The 20,961-nt window shown below is 73.8% G+C and carries 19 protein-coding genes; 7 read left to right on the top strand and 12 right to left on the bottom strand.

What is annotated here, in order from left to right; all coding sequences use genetic code 11:
• Nucleotides 1-12 precede the first annotated feature (12 nt).
• From hutI to AC5L3Z_RS12960, 3 genes are all read left to right on the top strand, one after another.
• Nucleotides 13-1,200: an imidazolonepropionase gene (gene hutI / locus AC5L3Z_RS12970; RefSeq protein WP_494842183.1), complete on the top strand. Its 1,188-nt coding sequence runs from the start codon at nt 13-15 to the stop codon at nt 1,198-1,200.
• Nucleotides 1,188-2,726: a histidine ammonia-lyase gene (gene hutH / locus AC5L3Z_RS12965; RefSeq protein ID WP_494841788.1), complete on the top strand. Its 1,539-nt coding sequence runs from the start codon at nt 1,188-1,190 to the stop codon at nt 2,724-2,726. Before hutI ends, hutH begins: the two co-directional genes overlap by 13 nt.
• 68 nt (nt 2,727-2,794) lie before the next feature.
• Nucleotides 2,795-4,036, top strand: a complete 1,242-nt coding sequence (locus AC5L3Z_RS12960) for a DUF6891 domain-containing protein (RefSeq protein ID WP_494841787.1) — start codon at nt 2,795-2,797, stop codon at nt 4,034-4,036.
• A gap of 8 nt (nt 4,037-4,044) precedes the next feature.
• Here the strand turns inward: AC5L3Z_RS12960 and AC5L3Z_RS12955 are convergent, their stop codons facing one another.
• The 11 genes from AC5L3Z_RS12955 to AC5L3Z_RS12905 all read right to left on the bottom strand — a co-directional run bounded on the left by AC5L3Z_RS12955 (nt 4,045) and on the right by AC5L3Z_RS12905 (nt 12,484).
• Entirely contained in the window at nt 4,045-4,716 is a 672-nt protein-coding gene (locus AC5L3Z_RS12955) for a pentapeptide repeat-containing protein (RefSeq protein ID WP_494841786.1), read from the bottom strand.
• A gap of 31 nt (nt 4,717-4,747) precedes the next feature.
• A complete protein-coding gene (gene rdgB, locus AC5L3Z_RS12950) occupies nt 4,748-5,368 on the bottom strand; it encodes an RdgB/HAM1 family non-canonical purine NTP pyrophosphatase (protein WP_494841785.1) in 621 nt (206 codons plus the stop codon).
• Nucleotides 5,365-6,093 (bottom strand): ribonuclease PH, encoded by a 729-nt coding sequence (gene rph, locus AC5L3Z_RS12945; RefSeq protein WP_334519281.1) that lies wholly within the window; start codon nt 6,091-6,093, stop codon nt 5,365-5,367. The genes rdgB and rph overlap by 4 nt, the downstream gene beginning before the upstream one ends.
• Nucleotides 6,094-6,183: 90 nt before the next feature.
• On the bottom strand, nt 6,184-7,035 hold the full coding sequence (locus tag AC5L3Z_RS12940) for a hypothetical protein (protein ID WP_494841784.1): 852 nt from the start codon (nt 7,033-7,035) through the stop codon (nt 6,184-6,186).
• Between the two features lie 42 nt (nt 7,036-7,077).
• Nucleotides 7,078-7,824, bottom strand: a complete 747-nt coding sequence (locus tag AC5L3Z_RS12935; RefSeq protein WP_494841783.1) for an MBL fold metallo-hydrolase — start codon at nt 7,822-7,824, stop codon at nt 7,078-7,080.
• Nucleotides 7,825-8,019: 195 nt separating this feature from the next.
• On the bottom strand, nt 8,020-8,985 hold the full coding sequence (locus AC5L3Z_RS12930; RefSeq protein WP_334613168.1) for a PLP-dependent cysteine synthase family protein: 966 nt from the start codon (nt 8,983-8,985) through the stop codon (nt 8,020-8,022).
• Nucleotides 8,986-8,997: 12 nt separating this feature from the next.
• Nucleotides 8,998-9,351: a MoaD family protein gene (locus AC5L3Z_RS12925; protein WP_494841782.1), complete on the bottom strand. Its 354-nt coding sequence runs from the start codon at nt 9,349-9,351 to the stop codon at nt 8,998-9,000.
• Between the two features lie 64 nt (nt 9,352-9,415).
• Nucleotides 9,416-9,904, bottom strand: coding sequence for a M67 family metallopeptidase (locus tag AC5L3Z_RS12920; RefSeq protein WP_494841781.1), 489 nt, complete (start codon nt 9,902-9,904; stop codon nt 9,416-9,418).
• A 55-nt stretch (nt 9,905-9,959) separates the two neighbouring features.
• A complete protein-coding gene (locus tag AC5L3Z_RS12915) occupies nt 9,960-10,454 on the bottom strand; it encodes a DUF2017 domain-containing protein (RefSeq protein ID WP_494842181.1) in 495 nt (164 codons plus the stop codon).
• A gap of 61 nt (nt 10,455-10,515) precedes the next feature.
• Nucleotides 10,516-10,806, bottom strand: coding sequence for an ATP-dependent Clp protease adapter ClpS (clpS, locus tag AC5L3Z_RS12910; protein ID WP_089010866.1), 291 nt, complete (start codon nt 10,804-10,806; stop codon nt 10,516-10,518).
• Between the two features lie 115 nt (nt 10,807-10,921).
• A complete protein-coding gene (locus AC5L3Z_RS12905; protein WP_494841780.1) occupies nt 10,922-12,484 on the bottom strand; it encodes a P-loop NTPase family protein in 1,563 nt (520 codons plus the stop codon).
• A gap of 197 nt (nt 12,485-12,681) precedes the next feature.
• On the opposite strand from AC5L3Z_RS12905, the gene AC5L3Z_RS12900 reads away from it, so the two are divergent.
• The 4 genes from AC5L3Z_RS12900 (at nt 12,682) to AC5L3Z_RS12885 (ending at nt 18,581) form a co-directional block, all read left to right on the top strand.
• On the top strand, nt 12,682-15,360 hold the full coding sequence (locus AC5L3Z_RS12900; RefSeq protein WP_494841779.1) for an ATP-binding protein: 2,679 nt from the start codon (nt 12,682-12,684) through the stop codon (nt 15,358-15,360).
• A 16-nt stretch (nt 15,361-15,376) separates the two neighbouring features.
• Complete coding sequence (locus AC5L3Z_RS12895) at nt 15,377-16,663, top strand: nicotinate phosphoribosyltransferase (protein WP_494841778.1); 1,287 nt, start codon at nt 15,377-15,379, stop codon at nt 16,661-16,663.
• Between the two features lie 22 nt (nt 16,664-16,685).
• Complete coding sequence (locus tag AC5L3Z_RS12890) at nt 16,686-17,252, top strand: isochorismatase family protein (RefSeq protein ID WP_494841777.1); 567 nt, start codon at nt 16,686-16,688, stop codon at nt 17,250-17,252.
• 78 nt (nt 17,253-17,330) lie between these two features.
• Nucleotides 17,331-18,581, top strand: a complete 1,251-nt coding sequence (locus AC5L3Z_RS12885) for an MFS transporter (RefSeq protein ID WP_494841776.1) — start codon at nt 17,331-17,333, stop codon at nt 18,579-18,581.
• Nucleotides 18,582-19,194: 613 nt separating this feature from the next.
• On the opposite strand, the gene ctaD is transcribed toward AC5L3Z_RS12885, so the two are convergent.
• Nucleotides 19,195-20,952 (bottom strand): aa3-type cytochrome oxidase subunit I, encoded by a 1,758-nt coding sequence (gene ctaD / locus AC5L3Z_RS12880; RefSeq protein ID WP_494841775.1) that lies wholly within the window; start codon nt 20,950-20,952, stop codon nt 19,195-19,197.
• Between the last annotated feature and the right edge of the window lie 9 nt (nt 20,953-20,961).

Here is a 20,961-nt window from a genome sequence, read left to right as displayed (position 1 = left end):
CCGGGCGACCCGATGCCGCACCGCGCCGGCAGCCTGCTGGTGGAGAACATCGGCGAGCTGGTCACCAACACCGGCTACGGCGAGGGCGGACCGCTGGGCATCCGGCGCGACGTCGCGCTGCTGGTCGAGGACGGCCTGGTGGCCTGGATCGGGCCGGGCCGGGACGCGCCGGCCGCCGACCGGCGGATCGACGCCGAGGGGGCGGCCGTGCTGCCCGGCTTCGTGGACAGCCACGCGCACCTGGTCTTCGCCGGGGACCGGGCCGCCGAGTTCGCCGCCCGGATGGCCGGCGAGCCGTACACCGGGGGCGGCATCCGCACCACGGTCGGCGCCACCCGGGCCGCCTCCGACGACGAGCTGCGGGCCACCGTGCGCCGGCTGCACGCCGAGGCGCTGCGGCAGGGCACCACCACCATCGAGATCAAGAGCGGGTACGGCCTCACCGTCGCCGACGAGGCCCGCTCGCTGCGGATCGCCGCCGAGGTCACCGGGGAGACCACCTTCCTCGGCGCGCACGTCGTGCCCGCCGAGTACGCCGACCGCCCCGACGACTACGTGGGACTGGTCTGCGGGCCGATGCTGGCCGCCGCCGCACCGTACGCCCGCTGGATCGACGTGTTCTGCGAGCGCGGCGCCTTCGACGCCGACCACGCCCGGGCCATCCTCACCTGCGGGCAGGCGGCCGGGCTGGACGTGCGACTGCACGCCAACCAGCTCGGCCCCGGGCCGGGCGTGCAGCTCGGGGTGGAACTCGGCGCGGCCAGCGTGGACCACTGCACCCACCTGTCCGACGCCGACGTCGACGCGCTCGCCAGCTCGGCGACGGTCGCCACCCTGCTGCCCGGAGCGGAGTTCTCCACCCGGTCGCCGTATCCGGACGCCCGTCGGCTGCTCGACGCCGGGGTCACCGTCGCGCTGGCCACCGACTGCAACCCCGGGTCGTCGTACACGTCGTCCATGCCGTTCTGCATCGCGCTCGCCGTACGGGAGATGCGGATGACCCCGGCGGAGGCGGTCTGGGCTGCCACCGCCGGCGGGGCACGGGCGCTGCGCCGCGACGACGTCGGCGTGCTCGCCCCCGGCGCCCGGGCCGACCTGGTCGTCCTGGACGCCCCGTCCCACCTGCACCTGGCCTACCGGCCCGGTGTGCCACTGATCCGCCAGGTCCTGCACAACGGAGCGCCGCAATGTCGATCGTGACCATCCAGCCCACCGGGATCACCCCCGCCGACGTGCTCGCGGTCGCCCGCGGCACCGCCAAGGTCGTCCTCGCCCCGGCCACCGTGGACGCGATGACCACCAGCCGGTCCATCGTGGACGGCATCGAGGCCGCCGGTCGGCCCGTGTACGGCGTCTCCACCGGCTTCGGGGCGCTGGCGAACACCTTCGTCGCCCCGGAGCGCCGGGCCGAGCTCCAGCACGCGCTGATCCGCTCGCACGCCGCCGGGGTGGGCGCGCCCATGCCCCGCGAGGTGGTCCGGGCGATGATGCTGCTGCGGGTCCGCTCGCTCGCGCTGGGCCACTCCGGGGTCCGCCCGCTGGTCGCCGAGGCGCTGGTGGACCTGCTCAACCACGACATCACCCCGTGGGTGCCGGAGCACGGCTCGCTCGGCGCCTCCGGCGACCTGGCCCCGCTGGCGCACTGCGCACTGGCGCTGCTCGGCGAGGGCTGGGTGCTCGGCCCGGCCGGCGAGCGGACCGACGCCGCCGACGCGCTGCGCGAGGCCGGGCTGGCCCCGGTCGAGCTGGCCGCCAAGGAGGGGCTGGCCCTGATCAACGGCACCGACGGCATGCTCGGCATGCTGCTGCTCGCGATCCACGACGCGCGGCACCTCTTCACCATGGCCGACGTGACGGCCGCCCTCGCCATCGAGGCGATGCTCGGCTCCGAGCGGCCGTTCCTGCCCGAGCTGCACGCCATCCGGCCGCACCCCGGCCAGGCCACCTCGGCGGCGAACATCCACCGGCTGCTCCAGGACTCCCGGGTGATGGACTCGCACCGCGACGACCTGGCCCACGCGGTGCAGGACGCGTACTCGATGCGCTGCGCGCCGCAGGTGGCCGGCGCGGCCCGGGACACCCTCGACTTCGTCGAGACGGTCGCCGGGCGGGAGCTGCGGTCCGTGGTGGACAACCCGGTGGTGCTGCCGGACGGGCGGGTCGAGTCGACCGGTAACTTCCACGGCGCGCCGCTCGGCTTCGCCGCCGACTACCTGGCCATCGCCGCCGCCGAGGTGGGCGCGATCGCCGAACGCCGGGTCGACCGGCTGCTCGACGTGGCCCGCAACCGGGAGCTGCCGGCGTTCCTCTCCCCCGACGCCGGGGTCAACTCCGGCCTGATGATCGCCCAGTACACCGCGGCGGGCATCGTCGCCGAGAACCGTCGGCTCGCCGCCCCCGCGTCGGTGGACTCGCTGCCCACCAGCGGCATGCAGGAGGACCACGTCTCGATGGGCTGGGCGGCGGCCAAGAAGCTGCGCACCGTGCTGGACAACCTGACCAGCCTGCTCGCGGTGGAGCTGCTGGCGGGCGTACGCGGGCTCCAGCTGCGGGCGCCGCTTCAGCCGTCCCCGGCCGGGCGCGCGGCGGTCGCGGCGCTCGGCGGGGCCGCCGGCGAGCCCGGGCCGGACGTCTTCCTCGCCCCGGTGATGGAGGCGGCCCGCGCCGTGCTGGCCGGACCGGACCTGCGCGCGGCCATCGAACGCGAGGTCGGCCCGCTCGGCTGAGCAACGGATTCGCCCTCCCGACCCCGGGCCGACCGGACGGTTCGGGAGGGCGCGTCCACTGTCGGCCGGTGCTGTTAGCGTTCGCCGCCGTGGACACCGAGGAGCAGAAGCTCGACGAGCAGATCCGGGACTTCGTCGGGCGGCAGGTGGCGCTGGCCGAGCTGCCGGCCGCCGCGATCGTCACCGAGACGGTGGAGTACCTGAACCGCACCGACGAGCCGGCGCGGGTCGCGGAGCTGGTGTGGCCGGTGGTGACCGAGGAGCTGACCCGGCACCTCGCGGCGCAGGCGCACTGGCCGGAGGTGACCGACAGCGACCGGCTCACCGCGGCGTTCCGGGCGCTCACCGCCGCCGGCCTGGTCGCGCGGGAGAACTTCACCTGCTGCCAGACCTGCGGCCTGGACGAGATCGGGGCGGACGTGCCCCGCCCGACCGAACCGCGCGGCTACGCCTTCTACCACCGGCAGGACGCCGAGCGCGGCGTGGCCGGGTCGCCCGTCTCCGTCGCCTACGGGCTGTTCGGGGGCTCGCCCTCGGCGGAGATCGGCGAGGAGGTGGCGGCGGCGCTGCGCGCCGAGGGGCTGACCGTCCACTGGAACGGCGACCCCGGCAGCCGGATCCAGGTGCCGATGGTGTGGCGCCGACGCCGGGTGGGTCGGCTCGCCGCCGTACCACCCACACCGGACGACGACGTCGAGGTCGACGTGGAGCTGCTCGGCGGCTGGACCGGGCCGCACGCCCCGGGGGACGGGCCGATGCCCGCCGGCCGGCTCACCGCGCTGCACCTGCCCTGGCTGCCGGCCGCCGTCCGGGTTCGGCTGACCTGGTCGGGCCGGTCGGTGGAGGTCCGGCGGGAGGGCGACGCGCTGGTCGGCGCGTACGCCGACCCGGGCGGACCCGAGCTGACCGTGGGCCGGTACGACGGCACGGAACTGGTCCGGCGGCTGCGCGGCCTGCCGCCGGGCACCGCGCCGGCGCCCGCGCCGGTGGGGTTCGTGGAGGTGACCGCTCAGCACGTCGACGGTCTCGACCAGGACGTGCCGATGGACCTGGCGGAGCTGCTGGTCCTGGTACGGCGGATGCGCCCGCTCAGCCACGACTTCCTGACCTGCGTGGGCCGGTCCGGCGGGTGCGTGCAGACCACCTGGGAGCCGAAGGGGCTGTGGGTGGAGGAGCTGGACACCAGCACCGCCACCTCGCGGGGCCGGTTCGCCACCCTCGCCGAGGTGGAGCGGGTACTCACCGTCCTGGCCACCGAGGACCGGGTCGCCGTCGGCGAACTGGGCGACCTGGTGACCAAGCAGTGGTGAGGTGCGGTTCAGGGCGTCCGGGATGCCACGCGGAGCTCCGCCGCGCCCCGCTCCGAGAACCACCGCTCGAGGTCGGCGCCGTCGAGTGACCGGCTGCCCTGCTCATCCACCAGGACCGGGCCGACGACCGTCCCCCTCGCGCCGTCGAGCCGGCAGCCGACCATCCTCGCGCCGCTCAGGATCGCGGGCATGCTCCCGCCCCCCACGGTGCACCAGCGCAGGCTCGCGCCTTCGAGGTCGGCGCCCCGCAGATCGGTCCGGTAGAGCCGGGCCGAGTTGAGGATGGCGTGGCGGAGGTCGGCTCCCGCGAGGACGGCGTCGTCGAGCTCCGCCGCGAACAGCCTCGCCCGGCGGAAGCGGGCGTTCGTGGCGGTGCAGCCGACCAGGTTGGCCCTGGCCAGGTCCGAGCGGGTGAAGTCGGCGTCCTGGAGCGCGGCGTTGTGCAGGTACGCGCCGCCCAGATCGGCGCCCTCGAATCGCACCCCGACCAGGCACGAACCGGCCAGGTAGGCGCCCGCCAGGTCGAGGTGACCGAGGTCCGCGCCGCGAAAGTCGAGAAAGTCACCCGACAGGTACGACCCCGGTGGGGCGGCATCGGACCCGACGGCGGCGAGCCACTTCTCGAGCGCCGCGGCGGCCTCGGGACTGTCCGGCCAACGGAGCACGTCGGCGCGGCTCACTCCACCCACCGCGAGCCCGCCGACAACGTCGTCAGCCGGCGCTCGGCGGCAGCACCTTGGCGACCAGCTTCGCCAGTTCGCGCAGCGCCTTGCCCCGGTGGCTGATCGCGTCCTTCTCCGCCGGGGTCAGCTCGGCGTTGGTCCGGTCCTGACCGTCACCGAGGAAGATCGGGTCGTACCCGAAGCCGCCCTCGCCGCGCGGCGCGCGCAGCAGCCGGCCGGCCTGGCGGCCGTCGACCAGGTGCTCCATGCCGCCGGGCAGCACCAGCGCGACGGTGCAGACGAACGAGGCGGTGCGGTGCTCGTCGGGCAGGTCGGCGATCTGGTCCAGCAGCAGCTGGAGGTTGGCCCGGTCGTCGCCGTGCCGGCCGGCCCAGCGGGCGCTGAACACGCCGGGCATGCCGTTGAGGGCGTCGACCGCGATGCCGGAGTCGTCGCCGATGGTGGGCAGGCCGGTGCGGCGGCACCCCTCCCGGGCCTTGATCAGCGCGTTCTCGCCGAAGGTGAGGCCGGTCTCGGGCAGCTCCGGATATTCCTCGACGTCGTCGAGCCCGACCAGGGCGATCCGGTGCGCGCCCAGCGCGCCGTCGAGGATCCGCTGCAACTCGATGAGCTTCTTGCGGTTACGGGTGGCGAGCAGGATCTTGTTCATGAGGTGAGTGCCTTCCGCTGTGCGTCGGCCAGCTCCAGACAGCCCAGCACGCCCAGGTCGAGCAGGGCGTCGAGCTGCTGGCGGGAGAAGACGCCGTCCTCCCCCGTTCCCTGCACCTCGACGAAGTCGCCGGAGCCGGTGCAGATCACGTTCATGTCGACCTCGGCGGCCACGTCCTCGGTGTAGCAGAGGTCCAGCCGCGGCTCGCCGTCGATGATCCCGACGCTGACCGCCGCCACCGACCGGTGCATCACCTTCTCCGGCTTGCCGGCCAGCGACTTGCGGGCCGCCAGCCAGTTCACCGCGTCGTACAGCGCGACGTACGCGCCGGTGATCGCCGCCGTGCGGGTGCCGCCGTCGGCCTGGAGGACGTCGCAGTCGAGCACGATCGAGTTCTCGCCGAGCGCCTTCAGGTCGACGCTGGCCCGCAGGCTCCGGCCGATCAGCCGGGAGATCTCGTGGGTACGCCCACCGACCCGGCCCTTCACACTCTCCCGGTCGGAGCGGGTGTTGGTGGCCCGGGGCAGCATCGCGTACTCGGCGGTCACCCAGCCGAGCCCGGAGCCCTTGCGCCAGCGGGGCACCCCCTCGGTCACGCTGGCGGTGCAGAGCACCCGGGTGCCGCCGAACTCGACGAGCACCGAGCCCTCGGGGTGGGTGCTCCAGCCGCGGGTCAGGGTCACCGGTCGGAGTTGGTCGGGCAGCCGCCCGTCAGGTCGCGCCATGCCTGCACCCTATGCGGTGCCCCGAGCCAACCGCCCCGGGGTGTCGGCACGCCGGCGCGCGACGTGGGGTGACCCCGGGTTCCGCGCCGGTCAGTCGTCTGCCGGCCGGACCTCGACGTCGAGGGCGAAGGTGCCGTCGTAGGCGCGCGGGCCGGGACGGGGCAGCAGGCTGAAGGTGGACACCTTCACCACGTGGTCGCCGACCCGCCAGGCCCACACGCAGTTGGGGCCGGACGAGCCACCGCTGCCGAGGCAGTCGGCCACGTCCTGGATCGTGGCGGTCCGCTGGCCGCTGTCAGCCATCCAGTGGTGGATGCTCTCCGCCAGGTTGACCGGGCAGATCCCCTTCTCGCAGAGGATCGCCACCCGCCCGGTCACGCTCTTGGTCGCCTCGACCTCCCTCGGCTCGGAGCCGTTGAACCCCGACGGCACGCCCAGGTCGGCGTAGATCTCCTTGCGTTCCTGGAGTTGCAGCCAGGGGCGCAGCCAACCGGCGTAGCCGAGCCCGCCGCAGCAGAGGAAGACCACCAGGACGAGGGAGAGCACCAGCCAGCGCGCGCCGCCGGAGCGGCGCGGCGGCGCCGGGTACGGGCCGGCCGGGTACCCCGGGTGAGGCGGCCCGGGCCGGAAACCGGGCGGCCCGGGTCGGAAGCTGGGCGGCGGGGCGGGAATCCCGGGAGCGGGCGGGAAGCCGGGCGGCGGCGCGGAGGCGAGGTTGGCCGGCGGCGCGGACGCGGGGGCGCCAGGAGCGGGCGGGAAGCCGGGCGGGGGCGCGGGGAAACCGGGCGCGGGCGGGAAGCCGGGCGGCGGGAGAGGCGCTGCGGGGGCCGACCCGGCCGGGGGCGCCGACATCGGCGGCGAGGGCCAGCCCGGCGCGGGCGGAACCGCGGGAGAGCCGGGCGGGTACCGGGGATCGGGGACGTCGTGGGAGGGGTCGGTCACCCGGGAGATCCTAGGGCGGCGGCACCGGCCGTGGGTGCCCGCTCAGATCTCGTACGCGGCCCCGGCCCGGACCACTTCCAACGGCCCGGCGTACGCGCCCGCGGCGGCCTCGACGGTGTGCGCCTCGCTGCCCCAGGCGGCCACGAGGTGGGTCAGCAGCAACCGGCCGACCCCCGCCTTGGTGGCCGCCTCCCCGGCCTCCCGGCCGGTCAGGTGCAGGTCGGGCGGGTTCTCCGTGTCGTCCATGTAGCTGGCCTCGCAGAGGAAGACGTCGGCGTCCTGGGCCAGCCGCAGCAGCGCGTCGCAGGGCGCCGTGTCGGAGGAGTAGCAGAGCGACCGCCCGCCGTGCTCCAGCCGGACCCCGTACGTCTCGACGGGGTGGTTCATCCGGTCGACGGTGACGGTGAACGGGCCGATCGGGAAGGTGCCGGGTTGCAGGCCGTAGAACTGGTAGACGTCGTCGACCGTGCTGTCCTCCTGCCCGTACGCCGTGGCGAGCCGGTCCGGCGCGCCGGACGGGGCGTACACCGGCAGGGGCGGGTACGGGCCGTCCGGGGCGTACCGACGGACCACCACGTACGAGACGGCGTCGAGCATGTGGTCGCAGTGCAGGTGGGTCAGGAGGATCGCGTCCGGGGCGTGCAGTCCGGCGTACCGCTGGAGGGTGGAGAGCGACCCGGGACCGAAGTCGACCAGGAGCCGGAAGCCGTCCGCCTCGATGAGGTAGGCGGAGCAGGGAGACTCGGGGCCGGGGAAGCTGCCGGCGCAGCCGAGAACCGTCAACTTCATCCAGTCGCCCCGCAGTGACTCACCGTAGTCGACACGCCGGTGTCGGCATCGCCGATGATCTCTACCGACGTGTACGCCACGCTGCGCAGCCTACGCTCAGCGACGGGGGGGCAAGAATCATCTGATGGAAGTTGTCACCAACGTGACACCCACCGGGCCGGCCGGCGTGCTCCGCCGGCCGGCCCGGGCCGGGCGTCAGGCCCAGAGCTGACCCTCGAGGGCGTCCTCGGCGTCGGCGAGGGTGCCGCCGTAGGCGCCGGTGGAGAGGTACTTCCAGCCGCCGTCGCAGACCACGAACGCCACGTCGGCACGGCGACCGTCGCGGACCGCCTCGTGCGCCACCGCCAGCGCGGCGTGCAGGATCGCCCCGGTGGAGAAGCCGGCGAAGATGCCCTCCACCTCCACCAGCTGCCGGGTACGCAGCACCGCGTCCCGGGTGCCGACGGAGAACCGCCGGGACAGCACGGTGGCGTCGTAGAGCTCCGGGACGTACCCCTCGTCGATGTTGCGCAGGCCGTAGACCAGCTCGCCGTAGCGGGGCTCGGCCGCGACGACCTGGATCCCGTCGACCTTCTCCCGCAGGTACCGGCCGGTGCCCATCAGGGTGCCGGTGGTGCCCAGGCCCGCCACGAAGTGGGTGATCGTGGGCAGGTCGTGCAACAGCTCCGGCCCGGTCGTCTCGTAGTGCGCCCGGGCGTTCGCCTCGTTGCCGTACTGGTAGAGCATCACCCAGTCGGGGTGCTCGGCCGAGATCTGCTTCGCGGTGGCGACGGCCTGGTTGGAACCGCCGGCCGCCGGCGAGAAAATGATCTCCGCGCCGTACATCCGGAGCAGCTGCACCCGCTCGGTGGAAACGTTCTCCGGCATCACGCAGACCAGCCGGTAGCCCCGCAGCTTGGCCACCATGGCGAGCGAGATGCCGGTGTTGCCGCTGGTCGGCTCCAGGATGGTGTCACCGGGACGGAGCCGGCCGGCCTCCTCGGCGGCGCGGACCATGAACAGGGCCGCCCGGTCCTTGATGCTGCCGGTGGGGTTCCGGTCCTCCAGCTTCGCCCAGAGCCGCACCGGCGGCGCCCCGTCGGGCACCGTCGGCGAGAGTCGGGGCAGCCCGACCAGGGGCGTGCCACCGCAGGCGTCGAGCAGGCTGTCGTACCGCGCCATGACGACCGCCGGTCAGCGGGCGGCGTGCGACGCGATGGCGGCCGCGGCGGCGCGGTGCTGGCTGATCGCGGCTGCCGCCGCGAAGCCGAACGCGCCGCCGGCCACGGCCGGCAGGATGGTCACGCTGTCGCCGTCGTTGAGCTTGGCGTCGAGCGCGCCGAGGAAGCGGACGTCCTCGTCGTTGACGTAGACGTTGACGAAGCGGTGCAGCGCGCCGGCCTCGGTGACCAGCCTGGCCTTCAGGCCGGTGTGCCGGGAGTCCAGGTCGGTGAGCAGGTCGCCCAGGGTGTCCCCGGCGCCCTCGACGACCTTCGCGCCGCCGGTGTGACTGCGCAGGATGGTGGGGATGCGAACTTCGATGGCCATGGTGTCGTACTCCTTGATCGGGTGTGCCTCGGTGACGGGAGATGAAGTGTGCGGCGCTGAAGGGTCAGCGACCGGAACACTCGTAGTCGACCGTCGCCGGGCTCTGCCCGAACATGTAGGACTGGACGGCGTGCGGGTCCACGGCCGCGTCCACGATCCGCACCGGCTCCTCGGTCACCACGCCGTCGACGATCCGGAAGGAGCGGATCTCCTCGGTGTCGGGCTCACGGGTGGAGACCAGCAGGTAGTGGGCCCCGGGCTCACCGGCGAAGGAGATGTCCGTGCGGGACGGGTACGCCTCCGTGGCGGTGTGCGAGTGGTAGATGACGACCGGTTCCTCGTCGCGGTCGTCCATCTCCCGCCAGACCCGCAGCTGCTCCATCGAGTCGAACTCGTAGAACGTCATCGAGCGGGCGGCGTTGTCCATCGGGATGTGCCGGGTGGGGGTGTCGCTGCCGGCGGGCCCGGCGACCACGCCGCACGCCTCGTCGGGGTGGTCCCGGCGCGCGTGGGCCACGATCGCGTCGACGATCGACCGGTCGATGCTCAGCACGCCGCCCAGCCTAACGCCTGCCGGCACCCCGAAGCGAAGTGGCGGGGGTCACCAATCAGTCGATCAGGGCGTTGAGCAGGGACTCCTGGAGATAACCCAGGTACGCGTAGACCGACAGTTGGAACACCCGGGACGAGCTCGGGTCCTCGGCGACCGCGTCGTCGAGCTCCTCGCCGATGTCCGTGCCGTCCTTGATCTCCAGTCGGACGCCCATCGCCAGCCGGGCGTCGTTGAGCGCCCGCAGCCACGCCTCGGCCGCCTCCGCGTCGAGGCGTACCTCGCCACCGTCGGAGTCCGGGAGCGCGGCGAGGATGGCGCCGGCCTGGTCGATCTTGGCGGTCTTGAGGTCGCCCTCGGTGTACCGGCGGAACTCGGCCGCGCCGGCCGGATCCTCCGGGTACGCGTCGGGGAAGAGCCGACCGACCACCGGATCGGTGTGGTCGAAGCCGTCGGTCAGCAGGCCGACCACCTCGGAGGCGACCTTGCGCAGCACCCGCACCTCGTCGGCGGCGAAGGTGGCGACGTAACGCCCGGCCTGCCGGCGGAACATGCTCACGGCGCCAACCCCGTTCGCGACTGCGGGGCTCGCAACCCCGGCTCACTCCTCGCGCTCACGAGCGGTCCACCGTCGCCCACAGCCCGTACGCGTGCAGCTGCGACGCGTCGTGCTCCATCCGCTCCCGGGCGCCGCTCGACACGACGGCCCGACCCTTGTGGTGCACGTCCAGCATCAACTGCTCGGCCTTCTCCCGGCTGTATCCGAAGAGCTTCTGGAAAACCCAGGTCACGTACGTCATGAGGTTGACCGGGTCGTCCCAGACGATCGTCACCCACGGCCGGTCCGAGACCGGCACCTCGTCGGTGTCCGGCGTCTCGACCGGTGCAACCTGTGGAGCCGCCATGCCCCCCATCGTGCCACCGGATCCGGCGAACCGATGAACCGGAACGCCGGGGCGGCCGGGATCACCCTCCCGGGCCCAGCAGACCGGACGGCGCGACGACGAGACCATGCCGCCGTCAGGCAAGCAGGATGCCGTGGTCGAGCGCATCGGAGAGCACCGTGCCGAGCGAGAGACGGATCACCTCGAACCGCCGGGACACCTCCCGGGCCAGCTCCAGCTCGACCTCCCGCAGGGCCCGCTGCGCCCAGGAGCGGGCGGCGTTCGGGTCGTCGTTGCCCGGGCTGCGCCAGTGCTGCCAGCACCCACCGGAGAGGGCGACGGCGACCGGCGGCAGCACCTCGGAGCGCTCCGCACCGGGATGGCCGGCGAGGGCGTCGATCGCGCCGGGGCCGATCAGCTCGCCCACCCCGGCGGTGCTGGTGACCAGGAGCACCCGTTCGAGGTCGCTCCCGGCCGGGTGGTCGCTCAGGCCCCACCGGACCGCCGCGGCGAGGCGGCGGCGGACGCCCTCGGCCAGCGGTGCGCCGAAGATCCACGCCGCGGCGTCGTCGATGACCGCCCGGACCGCCTGGTCGAACTGCGCGGTGGCGAGCAGGGAGAGCGCCTCCATCTCCCGGTCGAGCAGCTGCGGCAGGCCGGCGCAGCCGACCCCGAAGACGATCTCCTGGACCACCCGCAGGTGGGTGTTGGCCAGCTCCAGGGCGAGGTGCTGGCGGATGGTGCGGGCGCAGGAGCGGGTCTGCCGCTCCAGCCGCTCCGACCAGTCCCCCGGGTCGAGGTCGGTCGCCACGGTCACCCGGCCGTGGGCGCCGGGCAGCACGGGCGGTTGCAGGCTGGCCCGGCGCAACCCCTCGTCGGCCGCCCAGCCGACCAGCGCCCGGCGCAGGCCGGGGTGCTCCGCGCGGTGGACCGGGAACCAGCGGGCGCCGGCCAGGTCCGGCACGGCGGCGAGCAGTGCCGCCCGGTGCGCCTCGACGGTGACCGCCACCGGGTCCACGGCGGCGGCGGACGGCGACCCCTCCCGGGGCGGCGCGACGGACGCCTCCGTGTCCTCCGTCGTCGCCGCGCCGTCCGGGGTCGCCGCCCAGCCGCTCGCGCCGGGGGTGACCACGAAGAAGACCTCGACCGCCGCCCGGGCCACCTCGGCCAGCAGGTGCAGCTCGGCGGCGGTGAACGCCTGGTCGGCGCCGATCACGAAGAGCAGGGCGCCACCGCGGCCGACCGCGTCCAGCAGCACCCGGCCGCCGGCGACGCCGAGGCCGTCGGTGTCCGGCGTGTCGAGCACCGCGAAGTGGCGCAGCAGGGGTTCGGGCAGGCTCAGCTCGACCCGGCGCGGCGGGCGGGCCAGCGCAGGTCCGGCCGCCGCCTGGTCGGCGCCGTAGGAGTGCGGTTGGCGGTAGCCGGGCACGTACGCGGCCCGGGTCGCCACTTGGGCGTGCCGGACCAGCAGGCAGCTGCCGGTCGGCACGGCGAGCATGCCCGAAGAGGTGTTGAGCAGCGCGGCGAGCACCTCGCGCCGGGCCGCGCCGGCGGGCCCGGCGGCGACCACCGCGAGCGGCTCGTCCGGGGCGGGCTCGGTCACCCCGAGGCGGGTGGGCAGCGGCCCGCAGCGGGGCAGCGCGGCCGGGCCGGCGGCATCGTCGGGCACGTCGACCCCAGGGAGTGGACCGGGCTTCATCGGCACCTCCCGGTAGGGCGGGCGGCACGAGGCCGGCCGCGTGGTTTGTCCGGTGCTGGTCATCAGATGTCGGAAGGGTACGGTCGGTTCCCCCTCGGGACGGAACATTTCAAGTACTCACCGGTAACTGCGACATTACTCAACTTCAGAGCGTGACGCTGCCCCTGCGGACGGAATTCCGTCGATATGCTGCTGCGATGAGTCGGTGGGGCTTCGTCGGCCGAACGGAAGAGCTCAACCGTCTGCTGTCGGCAGTCAACGGGCCCGAGGGGCGCGGGCTCTTCCTCAGCGGCAGCGCCGGGGTCGGCAAGAGCCGCCTGCTCCGCGAGGGGGTGGCCGCCCTGCCCACCGAGCGGTACGCCATCTGGTCCGTCGCCGCCAGCGCCACCACCGCCGGCCTGCCCTTCGGCGGGCTGGCCCAGGTGCTCCCCGCCGAACAGCCCCAGGGCCTCACCCCCGCCGGCGTCCTGCGCTGGGCGGTGGAGGTGCTCCGCGAGCAGGCCGCCGGCCGGCGGATGGTGCTGGCCATCGACGACGCGCACCTGCTCGACTCGTCCTCGGCCGCGCTGGTCCACCTGCTCGCCCAGGCGGAGAACACCACCGTGCTGGGCACCCTGCGCAACGGCGAACAGATCCCGCTGCCCATCCGGGCCCTGTGGACCAACGACCTCGTCGAGCACGTCGAGCTGGCCCCGATGGGGCAGGCCGAGACCACCGGACTGCTCGCCGCCATCCTGGACGGCCCGGTCGACGCCGGCTCCGCCGAGCGGCTGTTCCGGCTCTCCGCCGGAAACCCGCTGCTCCTGCGGGAGCTGGTGCTCGCCGCGGCCGGCAGCGGCGAGCTGGTCAGCACGTACGGGGTCTGGCGCTGGACCGGCCGGCTGGAGCTGGCCCCCAGCCTCACCGACCTGATCGACACCCGGGTGGGCGGGCTCGACGCCGGCGTCCGGGCCGTGGTGGAGCTGGTGGCGTTCGGCGAACCGCTCGGCCTGCACCTGGTCCAGCAGGCCGCCGACCCGGCGGACGTGGAGACGGCCGAGGAGCGGGGGCTGATCACCCTGGTCCACGACGACCGGCGACTCGACGTCCGGCTGGCGCACCCGCTCTACGGCGAGGTGCTGCGGCGCCGCTGCCCGGTCAGCCGGACCCGACGCCTCCAGGCCCGCCTCGCCGAGCTGCTCGAGGGGGTCGGCGCCCGCCGCCGGGACGACCTGCTGCGGTTGGCCGTCTGGCGACTCGACTCCGGCACCGCACAGGACGCCACGCTGCTGCTCGGCGCGGCCGTGCAGGCGTTCACCCGGTACGACGTACCCCTGGCGACCCGGCTGGCCCGGGCGGCGCTGCACGCCGACGGCGGCTTCGACGCCGCGGAGCTGCTGGCCACCATCCTGATGTTCGCCGACCGGCCGGAGGAGGCGCTGCGGGTGCTCGACGCGGTGGCCGACGAGATCGACTGCGACCGGCGGCGGGCCCGCTGGCTGACCGTGCGCGGCATGGTCAGCTACTGGGGGCTCAGCCGGCAGTCCACGGTGGACGAGATCGCCCGCGGCGGCGACGAGCTGGCCGACCCGGGCGACCGGGCCCGGGTCCGGTCGTTCGAGGCGATCATGCGGCTGCACGGGTTGGACACCGCGACCGCGCTGCGGCTCGGCCGGTCGGTGCTGGACCGCCCGGCGGCCTGCGTGGCCGCTCGCGAGCTGGCCCGCTGCACCGTCGCCCATCTCGACGCGGCCCGGGGACGGTTCACCCGCAGCGCGTCGGCGATCGCCCGGGTCGAGGCGGAGGCGCCGCACTGGCGGGCCGACATGCCCTACCTGCAACTCGCCATGGAGCTGGCCCGGGGCACCCGGCTGGCGCTCGCCGGGGACCTGGCCGGCATCGACGCGATCGTGGCCGACGAGTTCGCCGACCAGGCCGGCGCGGGTGACTTCCGGCTCGGCACCGGCTACCTGGCGATCCTCCAGTCGTACGCGGCGCGGCTGCGCGGCCGCAGCGGTGAGGCGCTGCGGCTCAGCCTCGGCGCCTGCGCGGTGCTGGCCACCAGCCGGGTCTACGCCGGCCTGGCCCAGGCCGAGCGGGCCCAGGCGGCGGCGCTGCGCGGCGAGGCGGGCCACGCGGCGGAGGCGATGGCCGAGGCGGACAGCACCCACGCCCCCGGCATGGCGGTGCTCTACCCCTGGCTGGAGCAGGCCCGCGGCGCGGTGCTGGCGGCCTGCGGCGACCTGCCCGGCGCGGCGAAGCACCTGGCCGAGCTGGCCGACCGGCTGCGCGTCGACGGCTTCGCCGGGCACGAGGTGCTGATCCTGCACGACCTCGTACGCCTCGGCCAGGCGACCGCACCGGTCGGCCCGACCTGCACCGACGGCAGCCGGCGCACGGTGGCGCAGCGGCTGACCGAGCTCAGCGAGCGGGTCGACGGGGTGCTGCCACCGCTGCTCGCCCGGCACGCCCGCGCCACCGTCGCCGGGGACGGGCCCGGCCTGCTGGCGGTGGCCGACGAGTTCGCCGCGCTGGACCTGCCGGTCTGGGCGGCGGAGGCGGCCGCGACGGCCCTGACCGAGCTGCGCCGGGGGCGTTCCGTCCCGGCCGCCGCCGCGCACGAACGGCTCGGCGCGCTGCTGGGCAGCTGCGACCAGATCCGCACCCCGGCGCTGGCGGCGCTACGACCGGCGCTGAGCGACCGGGAACTCCAGATCGCCGGACTGGCCGCCGAGGGGGTGACCAGCCGGGCCATCGCCGAGCGGCTCTTCCTGTCCGCGCGCACCGTCGACAACCACCTCCAGCGGGTCTACAGCAAGCTCGGCATCACCGGGCGGGCGGAGCTGCGGGCGGCGCTGCGGGCGATCCCGGGCCACGACGGCGGGGAGCCGGCGTGAACTCTAGGCTGGACCGGTGAGCACCCTTCGCCCCGCGTTGCTGACCGACCACTACGAGCTGACGATGGTCAGCGCCGCCCTGCGGGACGGCACCGCCGACCGGCACTGCGCCTTCGAGGTGTTCAGCCGGCGGCTGCCGGCCGGTCGCCGCTACGGGGTGGTCGCCGGCACCGGACGGCTGGTGGAGCTGATCCGCGACTTCCGGTTCGCCCCGGACGAGGTGGACTTCCTGCGCCGCACCGGCGTGGTCGACGACCGGGCCGCCGAGTGGCTGGCCGACTACCGCTTCACCGGCGACGTCGACGGGTACGCCGAGGGGGAGCTGTTCTTCCCCGGCTCGCCGATCCTCACCGTCAGCGGCGGCTTCGCCGAGTGCGTGGTGCTGGAGACCCTGGTGCTGTCGGTGCTCAACCACGACTCGGCGGTGGCGGCCGCCGCCGCCCGCATGGTCACCGCCGCCCGCGGCCGTACGTTGATCGAGATGGGCTCCCGGCGGGCGCACGAGGAGGCGGCGGTCGCCGCGGCCCGCGCCGCCTACCTGGCCGGGTTCCGGTTCACCTCGAACCTCGCCGCCGGGCAGCGCTACGGCATCCCGACCGCCGGCACCGCCGCGCACGCGTTCACCCTGCTGCACGACGACGAGAAGGCCGCGTTCGCCTCGCAGGTCGCCACGCTGGGCAAGGAGACCACGCTGCTGGTCGACACGTACGACATCAGCCAGGGCATCCGCAACGCGATCGAGGTGGCCGGCCCGGAGCTGCGGGCCGTCCGGATCGACTCCGGCGACCTGGCGGTGATCGCCCAGCAGTCCCGGGAGCTGCTCGACTCCCTCGGCGCCACCGAAACCAAGATCATCGTCTCGGGCGACCTCGACGAGTACGCCATCGCCGCGCTCGCCGCCGAGCCCGTCGACATGTACGGCGCCGGGACGGCCGTGGTGACCGGCTCCGGCGCTCCCACCGCCGGGCTGGTCTACAAGCTGGTCGAGGTCAGCGGCCGGGCGGTGGTCAAGCGCTCGGAGCAGAAGGCCACCATCGGCGGCCGCAAGGTCGCCGTCCGCCGGCACAAGCCGACCGGCACCGCCACCGAGGAGATCGTGGTGCCCCAGGGCGTGCCGGACCGGCGGCCGAACGACCGGCTGCTCCAGCGCTCCTTCATGGTCGACGGCGAGCCGGTGGCGCTGCCCTCCCTCGACGAGTCCCGGGAACACCTGCGGCAGTGCCTGATCTCGATCCCGTGGGAGGGTCTGAAGCTCTCCGACGGGGATCCGGCCATCCCGGTGACCGTCGTCCCCGCCGCATGATCGTCTGAGAGGAGCCACGCCGATGGGCAACGCCTTGATCATCGTGGATGTGCAGAACGACTTCTGCGAGGGCGGATCCCTCGCCGTCGCCGGTGGCGCCGCCGTCGCCGCCAACATCTCCCGGCTGCTCGCCGCCGAGCCGGACCGCTGGGACCACGTGGTGGCGACCAAGGACTACCACATCGACCCGGGAGCGCACTTCGGCGATCCGCCGGACTACGTCGAATCCTGGCCGGCGCACTGCGTCGTCGGCACCGCCGGCTCCGAGTTCCACCCCGACCTGGACACCAGACGGGTGGAGGCGATCTTCCACAAGGGCGAACACGCGGCCGCGTACTCCGGCTTCGAGGGGCACGCCGACGACGGCGAGTGCCTCGCCGACTGGCTGCGCCGGCACGACGTGGACCGGGTGGAGCTGGTCGGCATCGCCACGGACCACTGCGTACGGGCCACCGCGCTGGACGCCGCCCGGGAGGGTTTCGCCACCACCGTGCTGCTCGACCACACCGCCGCCGTGGCGCCGAGCACCCTGGACGTGGCGTTGCGGGCCATGGCGGGAGCCGGGGTGACCATGCGGGGGAAGCTGTGATCAGGGACGCTTGAGCCGTTATTCGCTTGCCGATGTCGTACCCCGGGTCGAAGATGGCCGCCGGAGGTACGGACCATCGTGAACTTGACGCCTTACCGGCAGGCGCTCGCCCTGCCTGGGCTCCGGCCGTTGCTGCTGGTGTCCGTGCTGGCCCGCATCCCGCTGACCGCGACCGGGGTGACGCTCACCTTCTACGTCGTGCAGGATCTCGGCCGCGGCTACGGCGCCGCCGGGCTGGTGGGTGCGGCGATCACGGTGGGCGCCGCGATCGGCGGCCCGCTGCTCGGCCGACTGGTGGACCGGCGCGGACTGCGCCCGGTGCTGGTGCTGACCGGCGTCGCCGAGGCGATCTTCTGGTCGACCGCGCCGGCCCTGTCCTACCCGCTGCTGCTGCCGGCGGCGTTCCTGGCCGGCAGCCTCGCCCTGCCGATCTTCTCGGTGATCCGCCAGTCGATCGCCGCGCTCGTCCCGGCGGAACGCCGCCGGCCGGCGTACGCGCTGGACTCGATGACGGTCGAGCTGTCGTTCATGGTCGGCCCGGCCCTCGCCACGGTGGCCGTCACCGCGATCTCCGCCCGCACCACGCTCTACCTGGTCGGCGCCGGGATCGTCGCGGCCGGTGTGGGGCTGTGGCTGCTCAACCCGCCGGTCCGGGGGGCCGAGGAGGCGGCGGCGCCGCAGCGCCGGGTGCCCCGCCGGGAGTGGCTCACCCCGCGCCTGCTCGCGGTGCTGGCCGTCAGCACCGCCGCGACCCTCGTCCTGGGCGGCACCGACGTCGCCGTGATCGCGGTGCTGCGGGAGAGCGGTGAGGTCGGCTGGACCGGCGTCGTACTCGCCATGTGGGCGGTCGCCTCGCTGGTCGGCGGCTTCGCCTACGGCGCGGTCAGCCGCTCCTTCTCCCCGCTGGCGCTGATGGCCGCGCTCGCGCTCTGCACGATCCCGGTCGGGCTGGGCGGCGAGCACTGGTGGCTGCTCTGCCTGGCCCTGGTCCCGGCCGGCGCGCTCTGCGCTCCCACCCTCGCGGCCACCTCCGACGCGGTCAGCCGCCTCGCCCCGGCCGGCGCGCGCGGCGAGGCGATGGGCCTGCACGGGTCGGCCATCACGGTCGGCATCGCGGTGGGCGCCCCGCTGGCCGGCGCGGTGATCGACGCCTCGGTCCCGCTCTGGGGGTTCGCGGTCACCGGCGCGATCGGGCTGCTGGTCGCGCTCGCGGTGCTCCCGGTCGAACTGCGTCACCGCCGCGAACGCGCCGCCGACGCCGCGTCGGCCACGCCCCCCACCACCCCGGCCGAGCCCGCCACCACAGACCTGGCCCCTGTCACCACCTGAGCCGGTCCGGACGGCCCGCCAGCGCCGCCGCCCCCTGCCACCTGATCTCACGCCCGGCAGACGCTGCCCTCCGGAGGCCGAGACTTCGGGAAAGTCGCTACCCGGCCTTGGGGTGCCCCTCAGCAAGTGCCGGTCTGTCCGGTGCGTGTCGCGGAGGCGGCGGGCCGGGGGGGAGCGACCGGTTCCGGGGACTCGGCCCGGCGAGCGAGCGGGAGCCACAGGGGTGTCGCAGAGGCTTTAGAGCTGATGTCGTAGACGAATATCCGGTCGGGGCCGGTGGCCGGTGGCGTCGGTCCCACCCGTGATCCGTTGACGCCATCAGCTCTAAAGCGAGCGCCCGGCAGCGCCTTCCTGACATCGTCACTCCCCTCCGCGAGAGGGCGGCGGCAGTCACGGGAGTATGTCCTGTGAGCGTGATACCTCAGAGGCATATTGATACCTCTCCGGCATCAGGCTCATCTCGATGTCAGGTTCCCGAGAGGTTGCTCCGCACCGACAGGCGCTGACACGCGGCCGTCCGCAACGGCGGTGGGCACCGCACGCCGGTGGGCACGGAACGGCGACGGGCGCCGTACCCCGGTGGGGTGCGGCGCCCGTCGGTCGGACGTCAGCGTCAGCGCTGGTCGAGATTCCCCGCGGTGTCCTCCTGGTAGCTGGCGCCACCGGTGGACTCGCTGGTGAGCGGCTTGGCGCCACCCTCCGGCGGGCCGGCGACGCTCTGGCCGGCCGCCAGCTCGGGGAACTTGTGGTCGAAGGCCGGCCGCTCGGAGCGGATCCGCGGCATCCGGTCGAAGTTGCGCAGCGGAGGCGGCGAGGTGGTCGCCCACTCCAGCGAGTTGCCGTGGCCCCACGGGTCGTCGACCTCGACCACCGGGCCGGTCTTGTACGACTTCCAGCAGTTGTAGATGAACGGCAGGGTCGAGATACCGGTGATGAACGCGCCGATCGTGGAGATCGTGTTCAGCGTGGTGAAGCCGTCGCTGGGCAGGTAGTCGGCGTAGCGCCGCGGGAAGCCCTCGGCGCCGAGCCAGTGCTGCACCAGGAACGTGGTGTGGAAGCCGATCATGGTGAGCCAGAAGTGGATCTTGCCCAGCCGCTCGTCCAGCATCCGGCCGAACATCTTCGGGAACCAGAAGTAGATGCCGGCGAAGACGGCGAACACGATCGTGCCGAAGAGCACGTAGTGGAAGTGCGCCACCACGAAGTAGTTGTCGTGCAGGTGGAAGTCGAGCGGCGGGCTGGCCAGCAGCACCCCGGTCAGACCACCGAAGAGGAAGGTCACCAGGAAGCCCACCGCCCAGAGCATGGGCGTCTCGAAGGTGATCTGGCCCCGCCACATGGTGCCGATCCAGTTGAAGAACTTCATACCGGTGGGCACGGCGATCAGGTAGCTCAGGAAGCTGAAGAACGGCAGCAGCACCTGGCCGGTGGAGAACATGTGGTGCGCCCAGACGCTCATCGACAGGGCGGCGATGGCGATGGTCGCGGCCACCAGGCCCTTGTAACCGAAGATCGGCTTCCGGGAGAAGACCGGGATGATCTCGGTGATGATGCCGAAGAACGGCAGCGCGATGATGTAGACCTCGGGGTGCCCGAAGAACCAGAACAGGTGCTGCCAGAGCATCGGGCCGCCGGTGGCGGGGTCGTACACGTGGGCGCCCATCAGCCGGTCCGCGGCGAGCGCGAAGAGCGCGGCGGCCAGCAGCGGGAAGACCAGGATCGCCAGCAGGCTGGTGACCAGCATGTTCCACGTGAAGATCGGCATCCGGAACATGGTCATGCCGGGCGCGCGCAGGGTCAGGATCGTGGTGATCAGGTTGACCGCGCCGAGGATGGTGCCCAGACCGGAGATGGCCAGACCCACCACCCACATGTTGGCGCCGACGCCCGGGGAGTGCTCGACCGTGCTCAGCGGGGTGTAGGCGGTCCAGCCGAAGTCGGCCGCGCCACCCGGGCTGATGAAGCCGGCCGTCGCCATCGTGCCGCCGAACAGGTACAGCCAGTAGGCGAAGGCGTTCAGCCGCGGGAAGGAGACGTCCGGGGCACCGATCTGCAGCGGCACCACGTAGTTCGCGAAGGCGAACACGATCGGCGTCGCGAAGAAGAGCAGCATGATCGTGCCGTGCATGGTGAACAGCTGGTTGTACTGCTCGGGCGACAGGAACTGCAGGCCCGGCCGCGCCAGCTCGGCACGCATGATCAGGGCCATCAGGCCACCGACCATGAAGAACACGAACGCGGTGACCATGTACATGATCCCGATCTGCTTCGCGTCCGTGGTGCGCAGCAGCCGCGCGATGGCCGACCCCTTGACCGGCTCTCGGACCGGCCATGGCCGGGTCACGACCGGCTTGGGTGCGACGGTGGTCACGAATGGCCT

This window comes from Micromonospora sp. LZ37 (assembly GCF_059359015.1).
The sequence above is the reverse complement of the archived record's forward strand: the minus strand, read 5'-3'. Positions and strand labels throughout refer to the sequence as shown.